Below are 24407 nucleotides of genomic sequence, written 5' to 3' on the forward strand. Positions count from 1 at the left end.
CAGCAAGGAAGTATCAAAACGGCAGGTAAGCAATCGCCAGGTGTGCTGGGTCAAAGTGTCGGCGGCGGCGGCGGTAGCGGTGGCCTGACCCACGGAGATACCCGGGCGGACACCGGCAGTGTCGCTGTGTCGCTCGGCCGTAGCGGGGGCAGCGGCGGGGACGCCGGCGCGGTGACGATCACACAAAGAACGGGCGGCCGGATCGAAACAACGGGCATGGCCAGTGACGGCCTTGTGGCCCAAAGCGTGGGCGGCGGCGGCGGCATAGGCGGTGCAGTAGGAGACAAGAACCAGCCGGATTGGCCTCCCATCCCCGCTTTGCCCGACGGTGGCGGCGGCTTCACCGCCTCGGCTTCCCTGACCCTCGGCGGCTCGGGGGGCGCGGGCGGCGCTGGCAAGACCGTGACCGTGACCCAGAACGGCAGGATCGAGACGCGCGGTCGCCAAAGCAGCGCGGTGGTGGCTCAAAGCATAGGCGGTGGCGGTGGGCGCGCGGGGTCCACCGCGACTTCGGCTCCCGGCGGCACACTGGGTCTATCTCTGACCCTGGGCGGATCAGGCGGCGCAGGAGGCGACGGGGGCCAGGTAACGGTGAAGCAAACCGGCGTCATCCTGACATCGGGCATGGGCAGCACCGGCGTACTCGCGCAGAGCATAGGCGGAGGCGGCGGCGCCGGATCGTCCAGTGAAAGCACTCAGTCGCCGGGCAAAGTCACCGCCAATCTATCGATCGGCGGATCAGGCGGGCAAGGTGGCGACGGCGGTGACGTGCACCTCGACCACAGCGGCGTCATACGCAGCTCGGCGAGCGACGCGCTCCTGGTGCAAAGTATTGGCGGGGGTGGCGGACAAGCAGGCGCGGTCTACGGCGGGGTAAACATTGACGGCACCGACGCCATCAGGTCCCTGTCGCCGCCCGAAGAGGGTTTTGCGTTCACGGTTACGGTAGGCGCGCGTGGCGGCAACGGTGGCAACGGCGGTACTGCCACGGTCAACAACAGCGGCAGCCTCTCCTCAAACGGCGATACACGCGCTGCTGCGACAGTACAGAGTATCGGAGGTGGCGGTGGGACGGGCGGGATCGCCTCAGCGTTCTACGACGTGAGCCCCCTGGCGAACCAGCCGGTCGCGCAGATGTCGCTCGCCCTGGGCGGCAGCGGGGGCGCGGGCGGACACGGGGGCAGCGTGACGTGGAAATCCACCGCGCGGACAGCGGGCGGCGGTATCATGAGCGACGCGATACGCTTGCAAAGCATAGGCGGCGGTGGCGGCGTCGCGGCCAGTCAGATGGCTGCCGTATCGAGAGACGACGGGCCCACCGGCCCCACATACCGGCTGACCGGCGCGGTCGTCTCATTGCAAGGGCGCGGCGGAAGTGGTGGCATGGGCGGAAACGTCACGGCAACGCAGGAAGCCCGCGCACATATCGAAACCGCAGGCGAGAGCAGCATTGGTCTGCTCGCACAAAGCGTGGGCGGTGGCGGCGGCATCTCTGTCGCGCATTTCCCCCAAGGCGCCGCCAAGACCGGGCTGAACCTGGGTGGCGGCGTGGGGGCGGGCGGCAAGGTCACGTTGAACCAGTCCGGCATCGTAGAGACAAGTCATGCCGGTTCCCACGCCATCCTGGCGCAGAGCGTGGGTGGCGGCGGCGGCGCAACACGGGTGCTGGGGGCGGACCAAAGCACACAGATCTTTAACGCCGCCCGGGAGGGCGACGGCAACGGCGGCACGGTCGCCGTTGCCATCAATAGCAGTGGCAGCATTATCACGGCCGGCATTGGCTCCTACGGCGTACTCGCCCAGAGCATCGGCGGCGGGGGTGGTTACCTGAACACCGGGGTGTGGGCCGCGCCGGCAGAGGGTTCCCTGACGCAAACGCACGCCGGAACTGGTGATGGCGGCAGCGTCACGGTCGAAGTGGCGGGTAGCGTGCGCACACGAGGGGACAACTCGGCTGCCGTCTTTGCACAGAGTGTAGGCGGAGGCGGCGGTATCGCCGACGGCATCGCGGGCCGCGCCGGCCAGGATGGCAAGGGCAGCGGCGGCGCGGTGACGATAAAGATCAACGGGCTGGTCGAGGCCACGGGCAAAAACGCCCACGGCGTTTTCGCGCAAAGCGTGGGGGAGAATAACGGCAATATCCAAGTGACCTTATCCGGCACAGGCCTGGCTCAAGGCGGCTCTGGCGAGGCCGCGGGTATCCGCCTGTCGGGCGGCAAGGGTAACCAGATTCGGATCGGCGAACAGGCTCGCGTCGGGGCGCTGTCGGATATGGCGATCCGGACGGCGGGCGGCGACACGGAAATCACCAACGCTGGCAATATACGGGGGTCGGTATGGTTGCAACAGTCGAGCCCTGGCAAATTGACCAACAGCGGATCCTTGGCGGCAGGCAGCCGGCTGGATCTGGCGGGGGGCGATTTAATCAATAATGGCGTACTCACGATTGGCACCGGCGACGCCCTCGCCTCCAGCACGCTGTCCGGGAATCTGCGCCAAGGCGTGAGCGGCACTTATGCGCCGCGCGTGGATTTCGCGCTGGCGCGCGCCGACATGCTCGCCATCACCGGCGAAGCCCATCTGAACGGCAAGCTGGCGATCAACGGGATGAATCACCAACCCATGCAGCGGGACATCGAGGTCCTGTCCGCACAATCGGCCTATCGTGTGGATCCGGCGTTCCAAGTGGTGGATAACGCCGTGTTCCAGTACCCCACCGCATGGCGCGACAACCGCTTGCACGTGGGCATCAAGGCCGATTTCTCGGCCCATAACGACGTCCTTTCGGAAGACCAGGGGCAACTCAGCTCGTACCTGGGCCGTCGCTGGAAGGGCCTGGAACAACAGTTGGCGCAGAGCGACGCACCCGCCCAGGTAAGCGCGCCGGCCACGCAAACGGCGTCCAGTACGACAGGCTCACGCTCTTTGAGCACCCTCACCCGCGTCGCGCCCACGGCGGCCGCGACCCGGGCCGTCTCATTGGCGGTCGCCCCGCCAGAGGCCACCTCGCGAACCCCGACGGTGGCTGCATCCACGACCTCGGTATCGTCAGGCACTGCCGCGCCCTCTCCTATCGCTCGAGAGGCTGCAAAGTACACACCGGTTTTCGACACCATCGCGCAAGCCCCGGACGCCGAGGCCTACGCCGACGTGCTGGATCAGATCGCCAACGACGCGATCCAGGCTCCGGCCACCGTCATGCCCCTGGCGCACCGCATGTTTCTGAATCGCAGCCTGTCGTGCCCGACGGCGGGCGGCGGGCAAGCAAAGCCGCTCGACAGCGCATGTATCTGGGGGGATATCGAAGGCAACTGGCTGGACCGGGGCAGTCAGCATCACGACACGGGCTTCAGCTATGAGTCGGTGCGCTACATGCTCGGCGCGCAACACCCGCTGGGCCGCGGCTGGGTCGTGGGTGGCGGCGTGTCGTATGAAGACGCTCGCAGCAAGACCGACGACACCGTCCTCAAGACGACGGGCCATAGCGTCAGCGGCATGGCGTTCCTGCGCAAGATCGACGGGCCCTGGACTTACACCGGCGCGCTGAGCGCAGGCTACGGCAGCTACGAAACCCACCGGGCTGTCTCGACCGTCTCCGGCGTACAAAAGCCGAATTCCGACTGGAACACGCATTTCGCCTCCGTTCGCGCGCAGCTCGCCTACACCCACCAGCGGGAAAGCTACTATCTCAAACCCGCCCTCGATGTGGATGTGATCTATCAGCGCGTGCCGGCTTATTCCGAGAAAGGCGGCGGTGCGTTCAATCTAGCGTTCGACAGCGCGAGCGCCGTACGCACCATGATCAGCCCGTCAGTGGAATTCGGCGGCACCCTGGAAGCCGCCCAAATCACCATGCGGCCATTCGTCAGTGTCGGGCTTAACTGGATGCCGGACAACGACTGGAAGACCGATGCGCGGCTGAAGGCCGATCGATCAGGCGACAGCTTCCGCTTATCCGGTAGCTTGCCCGACGTGTTCGCCGAGTATCGCGTCGGCATGGAGCTGGAAACCCGCGAGGGCTTCGTGATGCGTACCGAATGGCGTCAACGGTTGGCCGATCGCTATAACGAGCGCTCGGCGGAACTGCGGCTGGGCATGCGGTTCTGATTACGCGACACGCTCGCTTTTGCCGTATTGGCGAGCGAGTCGTTCATCGGCCCAACGCGTATAAGGCGCCAGGCCCACGGCGTCGGCGACCATGCGCGCTTGTTCCCAGCACGCTTGCGCGCCAAGCACATCGCCCTGCGCGGCAAAGCTATCGCCACGCAGGCAGAGGATTTCGGGTTGCAGGCTGCTGGATCCATGCGCCGCACCCAGCGCCTGCGCCTCGTCGAGCAGGTCCCGCGCGCGATCAAGATCGCCCATCGCAATGTACGCGCGCGCCAGCAGACATAGATGGCCATCGACGGATACGGGCATCCCGCTGCGGATGAGCGGCAACGCGGCCTCCATGGCCTCAAGCGCCACCGCCGCATCCGGTGCTCGCATCACACGTCCCAACATGGCGTAGCCCGTCGCGATAGCGTGCCATGTCGTCAATTCGCTTTGGCCGCCCGTGCACGCCATCAGATATTCGCCCGCCTGAACGGCTTGATCCATATCACCGGCCAGATAGTGGATGCGCGCCTGCGCCAGTTGGCATAGCAACACCGCCACCCAGGCATTGATGCGCATTGCCTCCGCTGTCGCGCGTTCGATCATGCTCAGAGCCGGCGCATATTTGCCTTGCAGCCCGTACGCCATCGCCAACGAGGCCGGTACCAGCGCGGAAGTCTGAATGCCAAAGGGCGATGGCGCCGTGAGCGGGACCTCTCGCAGCAGCTGATCCGCCTCGCACAGCAGGGTTTCCGCTTCCCGTCCCAGCCCGCGCCACAAATAATGCTGCGCGATGGCATACGCCGCCCACCCCTGCAGACTGGCATCCTGCAAGGATTTCGCTGTCTGCATCAGCTGCTGCGCCAGCCGTAGCGCCAGCGTATGGGCGCCCGTATTTTGCGCGGTGGTCCACCGCGCCCACAGAGCGACGATCATGGTCTGCACATCGCCCGCGCGGCGCATTTCGGCCGCCATGCTATAGGACGACATAGCTTCAGGGTGCGCGGGCCCGGACAGCGCCGACACGACCGCGCCGCGCAGCAGCTGACACTCGAACACGAACTGCTCGCGCTCGGTTTCTTCCGCGATCGCATCCTTGGTGCGCAATGCGCGGGCCACCAGCTCCCCAGCCTCGCGCAACTGCCCCGTGTGCAACGCATCCGTGGCCGCGCCGCGCCACCAAAGTGGTGCGCGTCTGTCGCCGGCGCGTTCCAAAAAGGGTGCCACGCGAATCTGCGGCTCGTTTTGCTCCAGCAGATATTGCGCGATGCGCTGACTCAGTTGTGCCGCCTGTGCCGGCGCCATCAGGCTTTCAATAGCGTGTTTGACCAGCACCGGACACACCAACGCATCGTCCGGATGGGAAAGCAGAATGCCGGCGCCGCGCAAGCATGAGGCGATGTCCGCCACGCCTTTCGGGTCATAGTGCAGCAGCTGCGCTGCCAGTTCAATGGGCAGCGGCGCATCGTACAGCGCACAGAGATAGGCGATCTGACGCGCCTGGGCGTTCACATCCCACAGCTGCGCACAGACGATATCGCGCATGGCCGCCGGGCGCTCGATATCCTCCTGGCCAGCGGCCTGATCCAGCATCAGCGCAGCCAGACGAGGATTACCGTGCGCCCGGCGGCCTATCGCCTCATGCAGCTCGCGGCCCAGCTTGGTGGCGCGCGCATGATGGCTCAACAGGTTGGCCACATCGCGGGCATCGAGAGGCGCTAGGTCGATGCGTGCATTCGCAGCGATGGCGGCGCCATCCGGTCGACGCACCACCAAGACCATCATGGGACAGGCCAGCCGCATATCGGCGGCCACGTGCATCCAGCTCTGCGTAATGGAGTCCGCCCAATGCGCGTCGTCCAGCACAATCAACAACGCCCCCGCGTCACGCGTGATACTCATCATGGCCATGCTCGCCAACCGTGGAATATCCGCGGCCAGTGCCGCGCCCGCGATGTCGGGCTCGCACAGCAGCCAGGAACGCAAAATACGCGCGTTATGCACTGGCCAGTTCAGCACCGCGGCCAGGTCCTCGTCGGAGGCTTCATCCATTTCCTCGGGCAGGTGTTCCAGCAACCATAAGCGCAACGGATGTAGCGGCTGTTCCTGTAGATCTTGGAAGCAGCGCAACCAGACCACGCGAGCGCGCGCCTGTCCCGCCTGCGCCGCTAGCGCCGCGGCCAATAAGGATTTACCGTAACCCGCCACGCCGCACAGGCTCAGGCTGAGCGTGCGCCTGTCTGTCAGGCAGCTGCGCCATGCCGAGACCAAGGCCGTGAACTCGCGCGTGCGGCCGACCATGCGCGATACCGATTCCAGCCGCCGCTGCCCCAACACCCGGCACAACACCCCCTCGCGCTGGACATCATGGATGTCATAGCCAGGCAAGCGTCGTTGCGCCTGCGCACTGATGAGTACCTCGCCGGGCTGCGCCTGCGCCAAGACAGCCAGCGCGTTCTGCGCCAGTAGATAACCATTATCAGGACGCATGCCCCCCTGGCTGCATAAACCCAGGTCAGCATGCAAGCCGATACGCATTCTCATGCCGGCGGGCAACTCCCGGCGCAGCAACGCCCGCGCCAGCTCCGCGGCGCGCATTGCGGGCACTGCCGACACACCCGGGTACCCCAGATAGACGATGAACTGATTCGCGCCGCTGGGAGCCATCCATCCGCCATGCTGCTGCACGCGGCGGCGAATGGCGGCACAGGCACGGTCAAGTCTCTGCAGCGCGTCGCTATCGGCCAGCAGCGCCGCATCCTCGAATTGCCAGTCCAATGCGATGGCCAGCACGGCCAGCGGCTGGTAACGGGGTGGCGTGCCCTCACCATCGGCCTCCGCATGCAAGGCGTGCGATAGCGGCAGGTTCGCAATCAGGGCCTCGAGCGCCGGGTCCGGCGAGGTGGCCAAATCGGCGGCCAAGGTCGCGCAGCATTGGCCATATACCTTGCGCGCTTCTTCATAGCGGCCGGTGCGCACCAGCACTTCGATCAGAATGCGATAGCAGCTTTCTTCACGCGGCCATACCTGCACCCAATGCCGCGCATGACGCAAGGCATCGCGCAGCTGATTGCCAGCCAGCCAGCCACTCACCAGCCGCGCGCGGCACTGATCCATGCGCGCGCTCAAGGCCTGACGCCACGGCTCGAACCATTCGTCCAGCGGACCGACAATGCGAGTCCGCAAATCGTCCAGCAACTCGCCCCTGAATAGCGCCAGGCACAGTTCATCATCGATCGCGCCCGGCCCCTCTTCCAGCATGAGCGCGATATCGACCTGCACGCCGGGCATGTGCAGGGCAAGCCGGTCACTGTGGACCACCAGAAGCTCGGCGCACGGCGCGAGCGCCTGCCGCAGCACGTGCAGCGCATGCCGCATGCGCGCTTTGCCCTGCGTCTCGGAAAGCTCTGGCCACAGCAATTCAACCAGCTTGCCGCGTGCAATCGCATTGCCGCCCGCCAACGCCAGCATCGCCAGCAACAGACGTGGCTTATCGTAGGTCAGCAAATGCGTGCGGGGTTGTCGTTGCACTTTGACTTCAAACTGGCCCAGCAACTGCAACTGAATCGGCGGGACGGGTAGATGCACCGCACTCGCTGTCTCTTGCTTCCCTACCATGACGTTCCGCCATTTTTATGAAATCTCAGGTTGCAGTTTTACCATTTGAAACTTTTTATGCCTACCTGGAATTGTTGCAGCGTAAAGGCTGCGCTTTTTCGCGGGCTCTAGATTTTTATCGGCTTCCAGCGTAGTGTTAGGCCTACCTCCACGGTCACGTTTCGGGGTTTGGCTATGCCGTCTTTCTCAAGGCTGGGCGGATTGCTGTTGTGCGTGCTGGCGCCCTTTTTATTGGCCGGCTGCGATGCCGTGCTGCTATCGCCATCGGGCGACATCGCGCTGCAACAACGCAATCTCATCATCATCTCGACGGTACTGATGCTGCTGATCATCGTGCCGGTGATCACGTTGACCTTGCTATTCGCATGGCGTTATCGCGAATCCAACACGTCAGCGAAATACGATCCGGAATGGCATCACTCCACCGTGCTGGAATTGCTGATCTGGTCTGCCCCGCTGCTCATCATCATCGCGCTGGGCGCAATCACCTGGGTCAGCACGCATCTCCTCGATCCGTATCGCCCGCTGGCTCGCATTGACTCGCAACGCGCGATTGCTGCTGACACGAAACCTTTGGTGGTCGAAGTCGTCGCCATGGACTGGAAGTGGCTTTTCATCTATCCCGAACAAGGCATCGCCACGGTCAACGAGATGGCCGCACCGGTAGATCGTCCGATTCACTTCAAGATCACCGCGACCTCCGTGATGAACACATTTTTCGTGCCCGCCATGGCGGGCATGATTTATGCCATGCCGGGCATGCAGACGACCTTGCATGCAGTGATTAACCGGCCTGGCGAGTACGAGGGGTTTTCCGGGAACTACAGCGGCGAGGGATTCTCGGATATGCGCTTTCGCTTTTATGGCGTCGACGATGCCGGCTTCGAGAAATGGGTGTCCGACGTACGAGCCGCTGACGATACGCTCAGCCGTCAGGTGTATCTGAAACTCGAGCAACCGAGCGAACGCAACCCTGTGCAGCGGTTCAGCAGTGCGGCGCCCGGTTTGTTCGAGGCCATCGTCAATCGTTGTGTCGAGCCAAATCGTATGTGCATACGCGATGTCATGGCCATCGATGCGCAGGGTGGCCTGGGCAGATTGGGCCTGTACAACGTGACCACGCTCGACCCGACCGTACGAAAACAGCTGGGCCTGACTACCCCGCCACGAAAGTATGTGGGGGCCATGTGCACATCTCCGGACGAGCTGCTGTTATAGCGGCAAAGCCATGTGGGATAGACAGGGAATTGCGAAACCGATGGTCTTTAGCCTGAGATCGAGATGACGGATCAAACTGACTTAACCAAACTGATCTTCGGACGCCTGACCTGGGAGGCCATTCCCTACGACGAGCCCATCCTCATTGCCACCTTTATTGTCGTGGCCTTGGGCGGCATAGCGGTGTTGGGTGCCATCACCTATTTTGGCAAGTGGGGATATCTCTGGCGCGAGTGGTTCACCAGTATCGATCATAAAAAAATCGGGATCATGTACATGGTCCTGGGCATCATCATGTTGTTGCGCGGCTTTGCCGACGCCATCATGATGCGTATCCAGCAAGCCATCGCGTTTGGCGATTCGGCAGGCTATCTGCCACCGCATCATTACGATCAAATCTTCACGGCGCACGGCGTGATCATGATTTTCTTTGTCGCCATGCCACTGGTGACAGGGCTGATGAACTATATCGTGCCGCTGCAGATCGGCGCGCGCGATGTCGCCTTTCCGTTTTTGAATAACTTCAGTTTTTGGATGACCACGGGTGGCGTGGTCCTCGTGATGCTGTCGTTATTTATCGGCGAATTTGCGCGGACCGGATGGCTTGCTTATCCGCCTTTGTCGGGCATTATCAGCAGTCCGGATGTGGGCGTGGACTATTACATATGGGCGCTACAGATCGCGGGCGTCGGGACATTGCTATCGGGCGTGAATCTGCTCGTCACGATCGTCAAGATGCGCGCCCCCGGCATGAAACTGATGCGCATGCCGATCTTCACCTGGACGTCCTTGTGCACGAACGTGCTGATTGTCGCGGCGTTCCCGGTGCTGACGGCGGTGCTGGCCTTGCTGACGATGGATCGTTATCTGGGCACGAATTTCTTTACCGCGGATTTTGGCGGCAACGCCATGATGTATGTGAACCTCATATGGATCTGGGGGCATCCGGAGGTGTATATCCTGATACTGCCGGCCTTCGGTATTTTCTCCGAAGTCGTCGCCACCTATTGCCGCAAGCGCCTGTTCGGCTACGCATCGATGGTCTATGCCACCGTGGTGATTACGGTGTTGTCGTATCTCGTGTGGCTACACCACTTCTTTACGATGGGATCAGGTGCGAGCGTGAACTCGTTCTTTGGCATCACGACCATGATCATCTCGATCCCGACAGGTGCCAAGGTCTTTAACTGGCTCTTTACGATGTACCGCGGGCGTATCCGGTTTGAAGTACCGATGTTGTGGACCGTAGGGTTTATGGTCACGTTCGTGATCGGGGGGATGACCGGCGTGCTGCTGGCCGTGCCGCCGGCTGACTTTGTACTGCACAACAGCTTGTTTCTCATCGCGCACTTCCATAACGTCATCATCGGCGGTGTGTTGTTTGGCCTGATGGCGGGCATCACGTATTGGTTCCCTAAAGCCTTTGGCTATAAGCTCGATCCGTTCTGGGGCAAGTGTTCGTTCTGGTTCTGGCTGGTGGGCTTTTGGGTGGCGTTCGCCCCCGTCTATGTTTTGGGGCTGATGGGCGTCACGCGCCGCGTGAATCACTTTGACGACATGTCGTTGCAGATCTGGTTTCAGATCGCGGCGGTGGGCGCATTCCTGATCGCGCTCGGTATCGCCTCCTTCCTGATTCAGTTGGTGGTGAGTTATCGCCGGCGCGAATCACTTCGTGACGTGACAGGCGACCCCTGGAATGGCCGTACGCTCGAATGGTCGACCTCTTCACCCCCACCGCCGTATAACTTTGCCTTCACGCCACGCGTGCATGATCAGGACCCGTGGTGGCAGATGAAGCAGTATGGCTACGAACGACCGACAGATGGATTTTTGCCGATACATATGCCGCGCAATACGTGGGCAGGCATTGTGTTGGCCGGACTCAGTGTGGTGATGGGCTTTGCGCTGATCTGGTACATGTGGCCGCTGGCGATCATTTCTTTCGTGGCGTTGATCACGGTGGCTATCTTCCATACCTTCAACTACAACCGTGAGTACTACGTGCCGGCCGAAGAGGTCGCGCGCACCGAGGCCACGCGCACAAGGTTGCTGGAGCAACATGTCTGATACTCTGAACCCCACCGTTCCCGACCGCGGATCGCCCGTTGAGGGCCCCATGTTCTACGTGCGCGGTGAACATCACCCGCAAAATGGCACACTCCTTGGGTTCTGGATGTACCTGATGAGCGACTGCCTGATATTTGCGTGCCTGTTCGCCACGTATGGCGTGCTGGGGCGCAACTATGCGGCGGGGCCGTCCGGGGCCGATCTGTTCGATCTGCCGCTGGTCGCCGCTAACACCTCTTTGCTGTTGCTGTCGTCGATCACCTATGGATTCGCGATGCTGGAGATGCGCAACCGGCGCACCGGTGTCATGCAAGCCTGGCTCGCCATCACCGGGATCCTTGGCCTGGGCTTTTTATCGCTGGAAATCTACGAGTTCTGGCATTTGATCTCTATCGGCGCCGGGCCGCAACGTAGCGCATTTTTGTCGGCATTTTTCACCCTCGTCGGCACCCACGGCCTGCATGTGACCTTCGGTGTGATCTGGCTCGTGACCATGATGGTGCAGGTCCACAAACATGGACTCATCCCGGAAAACCGGCGCCGGCTGATCTGCTTGTCCATGTTCTGGCATTTCCTGGATCTGATCTGGATCGGTGTCTTTACCTTTGTCTATCTCATGGGAGTGCTGCCATGACCTCGCATGCCCATCACCCCACGCAAAGCGCTATCCCCCACGAGCTCGACCATCACGATGAAGACGAGTATGTCGTGCATGGCACGGTGCGCAGCTATCTGACCGGATTCGTGCTGGCGGCGATTCTCACCGTCATTCCATTCTGGATCGTGATGGGAGACGTGATCCAGACGTCCCGCACAGCAGGCCTGGTGCTCATGGGCCTGGCCATTGTGCAAATCGTGGTGCATGTGGTGTATTTCCTGCATCTGGATACCAAGGGCGAGAGCGGCTGGAACATGCTGGCCTTTCTCTTTACGCTCATCCTCGTTGTCATCACGCTTAGCGGCTCGATCTGGATCATGTATCACCTGGATTCGAATATGATGCCCATGTCCCCCCATGACATGCGTAAGATGCCTTGATGACCCCCGCAACACCCCACACACAAACTCCACCTGCTCGTCCTCGCAGCACCCTCACATTAGTCCTGTTAGGACTGATCGCGTTTATCGTTTTTGCCACGACCTGCGCGTTGGGCGTATGGCAGGTTCAACGATTGGCTTGGAAAACGGATCTGATCGAGCGCATCGAGTCGCGGGTCCATCAGCCTGCCGTACCCGCCCCGCTCGCGCCCCAATGGTCGGCCCTCACTGCGGACAACGCTGAATATCGGCATGTCACCGTCACCGGCGAGTATCAATACGATCGTCAAACCCTGGTCCAAGCCGTAAGCGATCTGGGCGGCGGTTATTGGGTCATGACGCCATTACGCTTGGCTGATGGCAGCACCATACTGGTCAATCGTGGCTTCGTGCTGCCGCAATGGCGCAAATCCGCCGACACGTCCTCCGGTCCCGGGGGCCCCGTCAAGGTCACGGGTTTGCTGCGAATGGGCGAACCAAGCGTCATGTTCCTGCGCGACAACGATCCGGCCGCGGACCGCTGGTACACGCGCGATCTGCCCGCCATTGCCGCCAAGCGCGGGCTGGGTGACGTAGCGCCCTACTTTATCGATGCCGATGCCCAAAGCGCGGGCAATAACCGCGATCCCGCCATCGCGCCGGTGGGGGGACTGACGGTGATCAGCTTTCCGAATAACCATCTGGGCTATGCCCTTACGTGGTTCGCCCTGGCCGCAATGGTATTGATCGCTGTCGTAATCGTCGCACGCGAAGAAAAGCGCCGGCGCCGCCAGAACACATGACGGTGCCGCCCGCGACGCTCGTGTCAGGTCAGCGGTTTCAGCGCCCACGTCACGGCCAACCACACCGCTGACAACAGCGCCGCGCCGATGAACACGGCATTCGCGCTCATGCTGCTGGCGAGCCACCCGCCCAACGCGCCGCCACAGAACAGCCCCGCCGCCTGCGCCGTGTTGTAAAAGCCCAGCGCCAGCCCTTTATACTGCGCCGGCGCCACACGCGACACCAGCGACGGCTGCAGCGCTTCCAGCACGTTGAACATCACAAAGAAAGCGGTCATCACCACCGCTAGCGGGTAAAAGCCCTGACTGGCCAACGGCAGCAGCGCACAAACCACCACCAGTCCCGCCACTGCCCCACGCAGAGCGCCGCGATGCGCACGGTGACGCTCGGCCACGAAGATGACGGGCACCATCAACACGAACGACACAAGGATGATGGGCAGATAAACCTTCCACAATGACTCGGTGCTCAATCCGCCGCTCTGCACCAACAGGGTAGGCACAACGACAAACAGTGCCACCTGAATACAGTGCAGGACAAAGACACCGAAATTCAAGCGCAGCAGGTCTTTATGGGCCAAGACCTCGCCCGGCCGCGCTTCCTTCATACTGCGCGCCGCCGTGCGCGGCACCACCGGCACAATATAGGCGGCCACCGCCAGACTCGCCACGCCCAAACAAGCAATCGTCCAGAAAAGCCCAGCCAGCCCCCACCATCCCACCAATAACGGGGCCAGCACCAATGACAGCGCAAACGACAGCCCGATCGAAGCACCCACCATGGCCATGGCGCGCGTACGCACTTCATCGCGCGTCGCATCGGCCAACCATGCCGTCACCGCCGCTGATATCGCGCCTGCGCCCTGTATGGCTCGCCCGATCGTGATCCAGAACACATCATCGGCCAGTGCGCACACCACACTGCCGCCGACAAACAGCAACAACCCCGCGATCACCACCGGCCGCCGCCCATAGCGGTCGGACGCCAGGCCAAACGGGATCTGCATAAAGGCTTGTGTCAGCCCGTATATGCCCAAGGCCAATCCCACACGCATGGGATCGTCGCCCCCGGGCAGGCCACGCGCCGCGATGGCGAACACCGGCAGCAGCAAAAACAAGCCCAGCATCCGACAGGCAAATAGCCCTGCCAACGCCACGCTCGCGCGACGCTCGGATGGAGTCAACTTCAGTTTAGGTTCAGCCGGCATGCCTCGGAACAGGGGAAAAAGGCTCAGCGCGCTATAGTACCAAGTTGGCCTTCAAAACTGCTGAATCTGCCTGATGAACGCGATACGCATCCGGGGTGCTCGCACCCACAACCTCAAAAACGTCTCGCTGGACCTGCCGCGCCACAAACTGGTGGTGGTCACCGGCTTGTCCGGCTCGGGCAAATCGTCCCTGGCGTTTGACACTCTGTATGCCGAGGGCCAGCGTCGCTACGTCGAAAGTCTTTCTGCCTATGCCCGGCAGTTTCTGCAGTTGATGGACAAGCCCGATGTCGATTTGATCGAGGGCTTGTCGCCCGCGATTTCCATCGAGCAGAAAGCCGCCGGCCACAATCCGCGCTCGACCGTGGGCACCATCACCGAGATCCACGACTATCTGCGCCTGCTCTACGCTCGCGTGGGCACCCCCTACTGCCCGGTGCATGGCTTGCCGCTACAGGCCCAAAGCGTCAGTCAGATGGTCGATGCCGTCTTGGCCTGGCCCGCCGAGACCAAGCTGGCGGTGCTCGCCCCCATTGCGCGCGCACGCAAGGGCAGCTTTGAAGACGAATGCGCGAGCCTGCAAGCACAGGGGTACGTTCGTCTGCGTGTAGACGGCCAGATGCAGGAAATCAGCGACATGGCGCCGCTGAAGAAAACCGAAAAGCACGACATCGATGTGGTCATCGACCGTCTGCGCATCCGCGCCGAGAGCAAACAGCGCCTGGCCGAGAGCTTCGAGACCGCGATGCAACTGGCCGATGGCCGCACCGTGGCGCTGGATATGGATAGCGGGCGCGAGCAGGTGTTTTCCAGCCGCTATGCCTGCCCGGTATGCAGCCACAGCCTGCCCGAGCTCGAGCCGCGCCTGTTCAGCTTTAACAACCCCATGGGCGCGTGTCCTTCCTGTGATGGCATCGGCCAAGTGGGGTTTTTCGATCCCAAGCGCGTGGTCGCGTTTCCGGAGTTGAGCCTCGCGGCGGGTGCCGTGCGCGGGTGGGATCGCCGCAATGCGTTTACCCATTCCTTGTTGACCAGCCTGGCGGCGCATTACGAATTCGACATTGAGACGCCTTTCGAGGAACTGCCCGAGGACGTTCGCGAGAAAGTGTTGTACGGATCCGGCGAGGAAGAGATCGCCTTTCTCTATCTGAACGAAAAAGGCCGTAGCACCGTCAAGCGCCATCCCTTCGAGGGCATCATCCCCAATCTCGAACGCCGCTGGCGCGAAACCGACTCGCCCACCGTGCGCGAGGAACTCGGCAAGTATCGCAATATCAAGACTTGCCCCGATTGCGGCGGCTCGCGCCTGCGCGCCGAAGCGCGCCATGTCCTCATTGGCAACGACGTGCGCGAAGGCGAACGACGCGGTCAGGCCATCTATGAAGTCGAGGCCATGCCCCTGTCGCATTGCCTGGACTGGTTTCGCGCGCTCACGCTCACCGGCGCAAAACAAGAGATCGCGCAACGTATCGTGCGCGAGATCGAGGCGCGCCTGAGCTTTCTGAATAACGTCGGTTTGAATTATTTGTCGCTGGACCGCAGCGCCGACACCATCTCCGGCGGCGAAGCGCAGCGCATACGTCTGGCCAGCCAGATCGGCTCAGGCCTGACCGGCGTGATGTATGTCCTGGATGAACCTTCCATCGGTCTGCATCAACGCGATAACGACAGGCTGATCGGCACACTGCAGCATCTGCGCGACCTGGGCAATAGCGTCATCGTGGTCGAACATGATGAAGACATGATCCGTCTGGCCGACTGGGTCGTGGACATGGGCCCGGGCGCGGGCGAGCATGGCGGTCAGGTCGTGGCGCAAGGCACACCGGAAGAGGTACAGCAAGATCCCGCCTCGCTCACCGGCCAGTACCTCAGCGGCAAGCGCGCCATCGAAATCCCCAAACGTCGTCCCATCAACGACGAACTGCCCTGGCTGGTCCTGGAAGGCGCCAGCGGCAATAACCTCAAGCACGTCGATCTGCGCATCCCCGCCGGCCGCCTCGTTTGCGTGACCGGCGTATCTGGATCTGGCAAATCCACATTGGTCAACGATACGCTGGCCGTGGCCGTCTCGCGTCAGCTGCACAACGCACAAAGCGAACCCGCACCATATGTCAGCCTGAATGGTCTGGAGCATTTCGACAAGATCATCAGCGTGGACCAAAGCGCCATCGGCCGCACGCCGCGCAGCAACCCGGCCACCTATACCGGTCTCTTCACCCCGATCCGTGAACTGTTTGCGGGCGTACCCGAGGCCCGCGCGCGCGGCTATGACCCGGGACGGTTCAGCTTTAACGTCAAGGGCGGCCGTTGCGAAGCCTGCCAGGGCGATGGCGTGGTCAAGGTGGAAATGCACTTTCTCCCCGACATGTACGTGCCTTGCGATGTCTGTCATGGCAAACGATACAACCGCGAGACGCTGGAAATCCGCTATCGCGGCCGCAATATCAGCGAGGTACTGGACCTGACCGTGGCGCAGGCACTGGAGTATTTCGAATCCGTGCCCGCCATCGCGCGCAAACTGCAGACCCTAATGGAAGTCGGTCTGTCGTATATCCGTCTGGGGCAAAGCGCGACCACGCTCTCGGGCGGCGAAGCGCAACGTGTCAAACTCTCGCTCGAACTCTCGCGCCGCAGTACCGGACGCACGCTCTACATCTTGGATGAGCCCACCACCGGGCTGCATTTCCGCGACATCGAAATGCTGCTGCAGGTGTTGAATCAGCTCGTCGATAGCGGCAATACCGTGCTTATCATCGAGCACAATCTCGATGTCATAAAAACCGCCGACTGGCTCATCGATATGGGGCCCGAGGGCGGCGATGGCGGTGGCCGCGTGGTGGCCATCGGCACGCCCGAAGACGTGGCGGCAAATCCTGAGAGTCATACTGGTCACTATCTCGCGCGCGTACTCGAACGCACACGCGACGCAGACACGCCGCAATGACACACGCTACGCCGCCCGATCAATACGAGCGACGCCGTAGCGACAGCACGACCCTTGCCGTATCAACAGTACGGATCTGCTGTTCCAAATACCCGAGCTAAGCCCGTTCCCTATGCCAGCGCGACGGCTTAGCTCATGTCGAACAGACGGCGATGTTCGCGGATCGCGTAGCGATCCGTCATACCGGCGATATAGTCGGAAATCGCCCGGGCCTGCTCGGGCTCATCGCGCCGATGATCCGGCGGCAGCAAGCGCGGCTCGTCCAAGAAGGCCTGAAACAGCTCGCGTACGATGCGGCGTGCCTTGTTCGTCATCCGCATCACGCGGTAATGACGATAGAGATTGTCGAACAAGAACTTCTTCAACTCATCGGCCTCGCGCCGCACCGACGCCGAAAAGCCCGCTAACGGCGGCGCCTGGCGCACCGCATCGCTATCGCGCGGCGCCACCTCGGCCAGCCGCGCCAATGTGGTTTCAGTCAGATCCACGATCAAGGTATTGATCATGCGACGCACGGTCTCGGCAATGGCGCGACGCTGAGCCAGCTGCGGATACCGTTGGCTCACCTCATGATAATGACGCGCGAACAGGGTCACGTCCTGCAGTTGATCGATGGTGATCAAGCCCGATCGCAAGCCATCATCGATATCGTGATTGTTATAGGCAATCTCGTCGGCGAGATTCGCCAACTGCGCCTCCAGCGAGGGCTGCGTGCGATTCAAAAAGCGTTCGCCCACATCGCCCAACTGACGCGCATGCACCACCGAACAATGCTTAAGAATGCCCTCGCGCGTTTCAAAACAGAGATTCAGCCCGGCGAACTCGGCATAGCGTTCTTCCAGCTCATCGACCACGCGCAGGCTTTGCAGATTGTGCTCAAAGCCGCCTGCATGCGGCGCTAGTTCGCGCATGCAAGCATTCAATTCGTCCTGCCCCGCATGACCGAACGGCGTGTGTCCCAGATCATGCGCCAGCGCAATGGCTTCGGTCAGATCCTCGGACAATCGCAGGCTGCGCGCCAGCGTGCGCGCGATCTGCGCGACCTCCAGACTATGCGTCAGACGCGTGCGAAACAGATCGCCTTCGTGGTTAACAAAGACCTGGGTTTTGTATTCGAGGCGTCGAAACGCCGTGCAATGAATAATCCGATCCCGGTCGCGCTGGAACTCGGATCGGTTCTGCGGCGGCGGTTCAGAATAACGCCGCCCGCGGGTTGCTGAGGGATGAGATGCAAAACAAGCCAATTCGGTCATTCAGGCATCCTCCCTGCGGATCACTGTGTGGTACGCGCCAAGACGCGGTGTACGGCCTCTGTAGGGGCGGAGCGGGTGACCGCCTCCCCAATACGCGGCATGAGCACAAACCGGATCTCGCCGCCTTCGGTCTTTTTATCGACCTGCATCAAGGACAGCCAGCGCTGCGCACCCAGATCGGGCGCCACGACGGGGCAACCTATTGCCTCGACCAACGCCCGCACGCGCGCGACATCGGCCTGCGCAAAACCCAGCACTTCGGCAGACAGCTCGGCCGCCTGCACCATGCCGCAACCGACGGCCTCGCCGTGCAGCCATTCCCCATACCCCAGCCCGGACTCGATCGCGTGGCCAAAGGTATGACCCAGATTCAAAATCGCGCGTAGACCCGATTCGCGCTCGTCCTTGCCGACCACTTCGGCCTTGAGCTCGCACGAACGGCGAATCGCGTAGGTCAATGCCTCGGGGTCCAACGCGCGCAACGCGGCCGCGTTGTCTTCGCACCAGCGCCAGAAATCCGCGTCCAGGATCAAGCCATACTTGATCACTTCGGCCAGACCCGCCGACACTTCGCGCGCGGGCAGCGTCTTTAACACATCGGTGTCGATCTCCACCGCGATCGGCTGATAGAACGCGCCGATCATGTTCTTGCCCAGCGGATGATTCACTGCGGTCTTGCCACCCACCGACGAATCCACCTGCGCCAGCAACGTGGTGGGCACCTGCACGAAGCGGATACCCCGCATATACGCCGCGGCCGCGAAACCGGTCATATCGCCGATCACGCCCCCGCCCAGCGCCACCAGCACGGCGCGACGATCCAGGCGGTGCGTCAACAGCGCATCGAAAATCTGATTCAGCGTCTGCCAGTCCTTGTGCGCCTCGCCATCGGGCAGCTCAATACGCAACACCCGACGCCCCGTGCGCGCCAGCGCCGCCTCGACGCGGTCGCCATACAACGCCGCCACCGTCGGGTTCGTCACCACCGCGATCGCGGTCGCGTCGGCGGGAATGGCCTGATCCAACGCATCCAGCCGGCCAGATCCTATATGGATGGGATAACGTCCGCCCGGGGTATCGACATCTACAACCGTCATATCGTTTTCTCGTAAGCTTGCAGCAAAGGCAAAATCGATTTCACAAGGTGCGGTACAGGCGTCGTGCCCGTATCGATCACCAGATCGGCCACTTCTTCGTAAAGCGGCGTGCGCTTGACCATCAGATCGCGCAGCGTGCCGCGCGGGTCCGGGTTCGCCAAGAGCGGCCGGTTACGGTCGCGGCTGGTGCGGCGAAACAGCTCGTCCAGGCTGGCGCGCAGATAGATCACGATGCCCCGCTCGCGCAGCAGGCGCCGATTTTCCGGCGCCAGGATAGCGCCCCCGCCCGTGGCCAGCACCACGCCGGGTTTGCGCGTGCACTCGTCCAGACAGGAGGCCTCGCGCCGGCGAAAACCCGCCTCGCCTTCGATTTCGAAAATCACCGGCACCCGCACGCCACAGCGCGCCTCTAGCTCATGATCCAGATCGATGAATTCACGTCCCAGCGCCCGGGCAATGCCTCGGCCGATAGTGGTTTTGCCCGCGCCCATCATGCCGACCAAAAAAATCGGCAGATCATGCGGCAGGCTCACGCAGCACCCCGCCTCCTGGGCGGTACAAGAGGTCTGGGCAGGCTCCGTACTGGGAGCGGATGCTATATTGGCGGGAACGTTCATCCCGGCATTATCCCATTGCCAGAGGTTGCCCGCTTACCACAGTGAACGAATTTGTTACCGAAACTGCGCATCGACTAACAAGCGGGTAGGCTCTTACCCGTAAAATCGCCGCGATGAGCAAGTCGCATACCCCTTCCAAAAAGTCTCCTCCGTCACAAAGCGGGTCCTCCATCTTGCGGTTTTTCGTCAAGATGGGCATTTTCTGTGGCGGTCTCGTACTGTGCGGCATACTCCTGGCGGGCATGGCGTTGGCGCTGGCCTGGCCGAATCTGCCCGATCTGCATGCCATGACCGATTACCGGCCGCGCGTGCCTTTGCGCGTCTACACCGCCGACAACGTGCTGATCGGCGAATTCGGCGAAGAACGCCGCAATGTGCTGCGTTTTGACGAAATCCCGGACGTGATGAAATCGGCGGTGCTCGCCGCCGAGGATGACCGCTTCTACGAGCATGGCGGCATCGACTGGATGGGCGTGGCGCGCGCGGGCCTGACCAATCTGGTCAGCATGTCCAAGTCGCAGGGCGCCAGCACCATCACGATGCAGGTTGCGCGCAACTTCTACCTGTCGTCGGAAAAGACCTATTCGCGCAAGTTCTACGAACTGCTGCTGACCTTCAAGATCGAATCCGAGCTCACCAAGAATCAGATTCTCGAGCTCTATATGAATCAGATCTATCTGGGTCATCGCGCTTACGGCTTTGCCGCCGCGTCGCGCACCTATTTCGGCAAGCCGCTATCGGAAGTCACCGCCGCCGAGGCCGCCATGCTGGCAGGTATTCCCAAAGCCCCCTCGCGCTATAACCCCATCGCGAACTACAAGCGCGCCGAAATCCGCCAGCACTACATCCTGGGGCGCATGCAGTCGCTCGGATATTTGACCCACGCCGAGTACGAACAGGCCATGGCACAGAAAATTGTCATGAAGCCGGCCGAGGGAACTCCGGCAGGTGGCTATGCGATTCACGGCGAATATGTGGCCGAACTGGCGCGTCAGCTGCTCTACGGTATCTATCAGGACGAGCTGTACTCGCGCGGCATCAACATCTACACCACGGTGCTGTCCAAAGACCAGGAAGTCGCCTACGACGCCGTGCGGGATGCCGTATTGCAGTACACACGTCGCGCCGTCTACCCGGGCCCTGAGGCACAGCTCGATATGCCCGACGGCATCGAAAACAATCCCGAGGCGCTGGATGAATTCCTCGATGCCGCCTTTGAGAAATACACGGATAGCGACGATCTGCTGACCGCCGTGGTGCTCTCGGCCACGCCGAATGAAATCAAGGTCATGCGCAGCGCCAGCGAGGTCATTTCCATCACCGACAAGAAAGTCTTGAACGTGGTGGCCCGCTCGCTGAATCCGAAAGCGGCCGAGGACAAACGCCTCAAGCGCGGCTCGGTCGTCCATATCCGCAAGTTCGGTGACGGCTGGGAAGTCATCAACATGCCCGCCGTGCAAGCCGCGTTCGTGGCCTTGTCCCCGCAAGACGGCGCCATCCGCGCCATGGTGGGCGGTTTCGATTTCTATCGCGGCAAGTTCAACCGCGTGACCCAGGCGTGGCGCCAACCGGGCTCGAACATCAAGCCCTTTGTCTATGCCGCTTCGCTGGAGCGTGGCCTCACCCCGGCGACGCAGATCTCGGATCAGCCCTTCCAGCTGACCGCGGCGCAAACCGGGTCCAAGCCGTGGAGTCCGAAAAACTACGGCAACACCTACGAGCCCATGCTGACCATGCGTCAGGCCTTGTACAAATCCAAGAACATGGTGTCCATTCGTATTCTGCAGGCCATCGGCCCGCAATACGCGCAGGAGTATCTGACACGCTTTGGCTTTGACAAGGCTCGTCAACCGGCCGTGCTGCCCCTGGCCCTGGGCGCGGGGTCCGTCACGCCATTGCAGCTGGCCGGTGCTTATGCCGTCTTCGCCAATGGCGGCTATCGTGTCGCCCCCTATCTGATCGACCGTGTGACCGATAGCAGCGGCAAGGTACTGATGCAGTCCAAGCCGGTGGTGGCGGGCGACGAGGCCGCGCGCGCCATTGATCCGCGCACCGCCTTTGTGATGGACGACATGCTACGCGGCGTCGCCACCAGCGGCACGGCAGCGCGTGCGCGCGCCATGCTCAAGCGCTCCGATCTCGCGGGCAAAACGGGCACGACCAACGAATCGGTGGATGCCTGGTTCTCGGGGTACACCCCGTCCTTGGTCGCCACGGCATGGATGGGCTTCGATCAGCCCAAATCCCTGGGTTCGCGGGAAACCGGTGGCGGCGTTGCGATGCCAATCTGGGTGGAATACATGAGCCACGCGCTCAAGGGTGTGCCCGAGCAGAAACAGCGCCCCCGTCCCGAGGGCCTGATTGTCGATCGCGGCGAATACTATTTCTCGGAATTCCCGCCGGGTCAGGCGGTCGCCCGCCTTGGCCTGTCAGCGCCGGCGCCGGCCGAAACCGATCAATTGGGTGACTTCCTGAACGATCTGGTCGGTGGCTCGGACAAAAGTATCCGAGTTTCGCCGAATGTGGGCGCCAGTCAGCAAGCACCCTGGACGCAGCAAATTCCGTTTTGAAGAGACGATAGGCGCCCGGCACTCGGGCGCCTGGTCGTTATAGCCGTACCGTCACCGGCACACCGGCGGCTTCGGAGCAGATTTGCGACAAGGTATCGGCTAAGTCCGGGCCGCCGCGAGTGTTGACCCAGCGCCCGCCCTCGTGGCGGAAATGAAAGCCCCCGCTACGCGCTGCGACCCAGATTTCCTGCATCGGGGCCTGGCTGTTGACGACAACGTGGGTGCCATCTTCGAATACCAGCGTCAGCACATTACCGCTGCGACTGGCCTCGACATCGACATCCAGCGATGCCATCCAGTCGTCGGCCTGACTTTCGATGCTGTCGAGTATTTGGTCAACCAACGCAAGGAATTCGGTTTCGGTCATAATCGAGCCTGCAAGAATTACGGAGTTTCGAGGTCCCACATGGCACATCGCCGCATGGTTTTACGCATTGTAGCCACGCTTGCCACGTTCAGCCTGATCGCGGCCTGCGGCTATAAGGGCCCACTATACTTGCCCCCTCAGGAGCCGGCTCCAAATGCGTCCGCCCAATCCGAGCCGCCCCCATCCCCTTCTGTTTCGCAGCATCCATGAACTCCCTCAACGAGCAGTCCACCTTGGTCGGACATCCGCACTTTCACTATAAAGACGGCGTACTGCACGCCGAGAATGTCGCTCTCGACCGTTTGACCACGCAGCTGGGTACGCCGCTCTACGTGTACTCGCGCGCTGCACTGGCGCAGGCCTGGGCAAGATACCGCGATGCCATCGGAGAGCGTCCGGTTTTGGTCTGCTTTGGCATGAAAGCCAATTCCAACCTGGCGGTGCTCAAAGAGTTCGCGCGCCTGGGCGCGGGCTTTGACATCGTGTCGGGCGGCGAGCTGCATCGCGTGCTCACCGTGGGCGGCGACCCGGCCAAGATCGTGTTTTCCGGCGTGGGCAAGCAAGTCTGGGAAATCCGCGCCGCGCTGGATGCCGACGTAAAGTGCTTTAACGTCGAATCGCAGGCCGAATTGCAACGTATCTCGGATGTGGCCCACGCCATGGGCCGCCGCGCTCGCGTGTCGCTGCGCGTCAATCCCGATGTCGATGCGCAAACGCACCCCTACATCTCCACGGGGCTAAAGGAAAACAAGTTCGGCATCGCGATCGAGTCGGCCCTGGACGCATATCGCACGGCCGCCGCGTTGCCGGGGGTTGAAATCGTCGGCGTCGACTGCCACATCGGTTCGCAGCTCACCGATATCAGCCCGTATTTCGATGCGTTGGAAAAGCTGCTGGACCTGATCGATCAGCTGGCTCAAAACGGCATCACCATCCGGCATCTGGATCTGGGCGGTGGCCTGGGCATCCGTTATACCGACGAAGTCCCGCCCTCGCCCAAGGCGCTGCTGGATCAGGTATTCGAGCGCCTGCAGGCGCGTGGCCTGGACCATCTGCATCTGGTCCTGGAGCCGGGCCGTTCGCTGGTGGGTAACGCCGGTGTCCTGCTCACGACGGTGCAATACCTCAAACACGCCGAGGCCCGCAATTTCGCCATCGTGGATGCCGCGATGAATGACTTGATGCGCCCGGCGCTGTACGACGCCTATCATGGCGTGCAGCCGGTCGTGCCGCGCAAAGGCGTTGCGGAACAATACGATATCGTCGGCCCCGTGTGCGAAAGCGCAGACTGGCTGGCGCGCAATCGTAGCTTGTCGGTGCAAGCCGGTGACGTCCTGGCGCTGGAATCCGCGGGTGCCTACGCCATGACCATGGCCAGCAACTACAACACGCGTGCCCGCGCAGCCGAAGTCATGGTCGACGGCGATAAGCACTACGTCGTGCGGCAACGCGAAACGCTGGACGACCTGCTGCGCGGCGAATCCATGCTGCCCTGATCCGCGCGTCGCACAGAGCAACGAAAACCCGGTGGCA

The 24407-nt window shown here is 62.1% G+C and carries 16 protein-coding genes; 10 read left to right on the forward strand and 6 right to left on the reverse strand.

Annotated elements, in window-relative coordinates:
* Nucleotides 1–42 precede the first annotated feature (42 nt).
* Nucleotides 43–4107, forward strand: a complete 4065-nt coding sequence (locus tag GOQ25_RS19705) for an autotransporter domain-containing protein (protein WP_370519908.1) — start codon at nt 43–45, stop codon at nt 4105–4107.
* Here GOQ25_RS19705 and GOQ25_RS06985 read toward each other — a convergent pair whose 3' ends face one another.
* Nucleotides 4108–7713 (reverse strand): AAA family ATPase, encoded by a 3606-nt coding sequence (locus GOQ25_RS06985; RefSeq protein ID WP_160349745.1) that lies wholly within the window; start codon nt 7711–7713, stop codon nt 4108–4110. It abuts the gene before it with no gap.
* A 174-nt stretch (nt 7714–7887) separates the two neighbouring features.
* Between GOQ25_RS06985 and cyoA the strand changes: the two genes are divergently transcribed.
* From cyoA to GOQ25_RS07010, 5 genes are all read left to right on the forward strand, one after another.
* Complete coding sequence (cyoA, locus tag GOQ25_RS06990) at nt 7888–8931, forward strand: ubiquinol oxidase subunit II (protein ID WP_160349746.1); 1044 nt, start codon at nt 7888–7890, stop codon at nt 8929–8931.
* Between the two features lie 63 nt (nt 8932–8994).
* A complete protein-coding gene (cyoB, locus tag GOQ25_RS06995) occupies nt 8995–10998 on the forward strand; it encodes a cytochrome o ubiquinol oxidase subunit I (RefSeq protein ID WP_160349747.1) in 2004 nt (667 codons plus the stop codon).
* Nucleotides 10991–11632 (forward strand): cytochrome o ubiquinol oxidase subunit III, encoded by a 642-nt coding sequence (gene cyoC, locus GOQ25_RS07000; RefSeq protein ID WP_160349748.1) that lies wholly within the window; start codon nt 10991–10993, stop codon nt 11630–11632. The genes cyoB and cyoC overlap by 8 nt, the downstream gene beginning before the upstream one ends.
* On the forward strand, nt 11629–12036 hold the full coding sequence (gene cyoD, locus GOQ25_RS07005) for a cytochrome o ubiquinol oxidase subunit IV (protein WP_160349749.1): 408 nt from the start codon (nt 11629–11631) through the stop codon (nt 12034–12036). Before cyoC ends, cyoD begins: the two co-directional genes overlap by 4 nt.
* Nucleotides 12036–12818, forward strand: a complete 783-nt coding sequence (locus GOQ25_RS07010; protein ID WP_160349750.1) for an SURF1 family protein — start codon at nt 12036–12038, stop codon at nt 12816–12818. Before cyoD ends, GOQ25_RS07010 begins: the two co-directional genes overlap by 1 nt.
* Before the next feature lie 23 nt (nt 12819–12841).
* Here the strand turns inward: GOQ25_RS07010 and GOQ25_RS07015 are convergent, their stop codons facing one another.
* Nucleotides 12842–14026: an MFS transporter gene (locus GOQ25_RS07015; protein ID WP_160349751.1), complete on the reverse strand. Its 1185-nt coding sequence runs from the start codon at nt 14024–14026 to the stop codon at nt 12842–12844.
* A gap of 73 nt (nt 14027–14099) precedes the next feature.
* Between GOQ25_RS07015 and uvrA the strand changes: the two genes are divergently transcribed.
* Entirely contained in the window at nt 14100–16970 is a 2871-nt protein-coding gene (gene uvrA / locus GOQ25_RS07020; RefSeq protein WP_160349752.1) for an excinuclease ABC subunit UvrA, read from the forward strand.
* A gap of 128 nt (nt 16971–17098) precedes the next feature.
* On the opposite strand, the gene GOQ25_RS07025 is transcribed toward uvrA, so the two are convergent.
* The 3 genes from GOQ25_RS07025 to GOQ25_RS07035 are packed head-to-tail and all read right to left on the reverse strand — an operon-like array spanning nt 17099 to nt 19814.
* Nucleotides 17099–18223 carry a deoxyguanosinetriphosphate triphosphohydrolase gene (locus GOQ25_RS07025; RefSeq protein WP_160349753.1) on the reverse strand — a complete coding sequence of 375 codons (1125 nt, stop codon included), beginning with the start codon at nt 18221–18223 and terminating at the stop codon, nt 17099–17101.
* A 20-nt stretch (nt 18224–18243) separates the two neighbouring features.
* Nucleotides 18244–19320 carry a 3-dehydroquinate synthase gene (gene aroB / locus GOQ25_RS07030; RefSeq protein WP_160349754.1) on the reverse strand — a complete coding sequence of 359 codons (1077 nt, stop codon included), beginning with the start codon at nt 19318–19320 and terminating at the stop codon, nt 18244–18246.
* The gene (locus GOQ25_RS07035) at nt 19317–19814 is read right to left on the reverse strand and encodes a shikimate kinase (protein ID WP_370519911.1); all 498 of its coding nucleotides are present in this window, start codon (nt 19812–19814) and stop codon (nt 19317–19319) included. The genes aroB and GOQ25_RS07035 overlap by 4 nt, the downstream gene beginning before the upstream one ends.
* Nucleotides 19815–20050: 236 nt before the next feature.
* Between GOQ25_RS07035 and GOQ25_RS07040 the strand changes: the two genes are divergently transcribed.
* A complete protein-coding gene (locus GOQ25_RS07040) occupies nt 20051–22507 on the forward strand; it encodes a penicillin-binding protein 1A (RefSeq protein ID WP_160349756.1) in 2457 nt (818 codons plus the stop codon).
* A gap of 37 nt (nt 22508–22544) precedes the next feature.
* Here GOQ25_RS07040 and cyaY read toward each other — a convergent pair whose 3' ends face one another.
* Entirely contained in the window at nt 22545–22874 is a 330-nt protein-coding gene (gene cyaY / locus GOQ25_RS07045) for an iron donor protein CyaY (RefSeq protein ID WP_160349757.1), read from the reverse strand.
* 54 nt (nt 22875–22928) lie between these two features.
* Here cyaY and GOQ25_RS07050 point away from each other — a divergent pair, with 54 nt between their 5' ends.
* A complete protein-coding gene (locus GOQ25_RS07050; RefSeq protein ID WP_236844388.1) occupies nt 22929–23084 on the forward strand; it encodes a lipoprotein in 156 nt (51 codons plus the stop codon).
* Nucleotides 23081–24370, forward strand: coding sequence for a diaminopimelate decarboxylase (lysA, locus tag GOQ25_RS07055; RefSeq protein WP_160349759.1), 1290 nt, complete (start codon nt 23081–23083; stop codon nt 24368–24370). The genes GOQ25_RS07050 and lysA overlap by 4 nt, the downstream gene beginning before the upstream one ends.
* The last annotated feature ends 37 nt before the right edge of the window (nt 24371–24407 follow it).

The organism is Bordetella sp. 15P40C-2 (assembly GCF_009763235.1).
In the GTDB taxonomy this organism is placed as follows: Bacteria; Pseudomonadota; Gammaproteobacteria; order Burkholderiales; family Burkholderiaceae_B; genus Bordetella_A.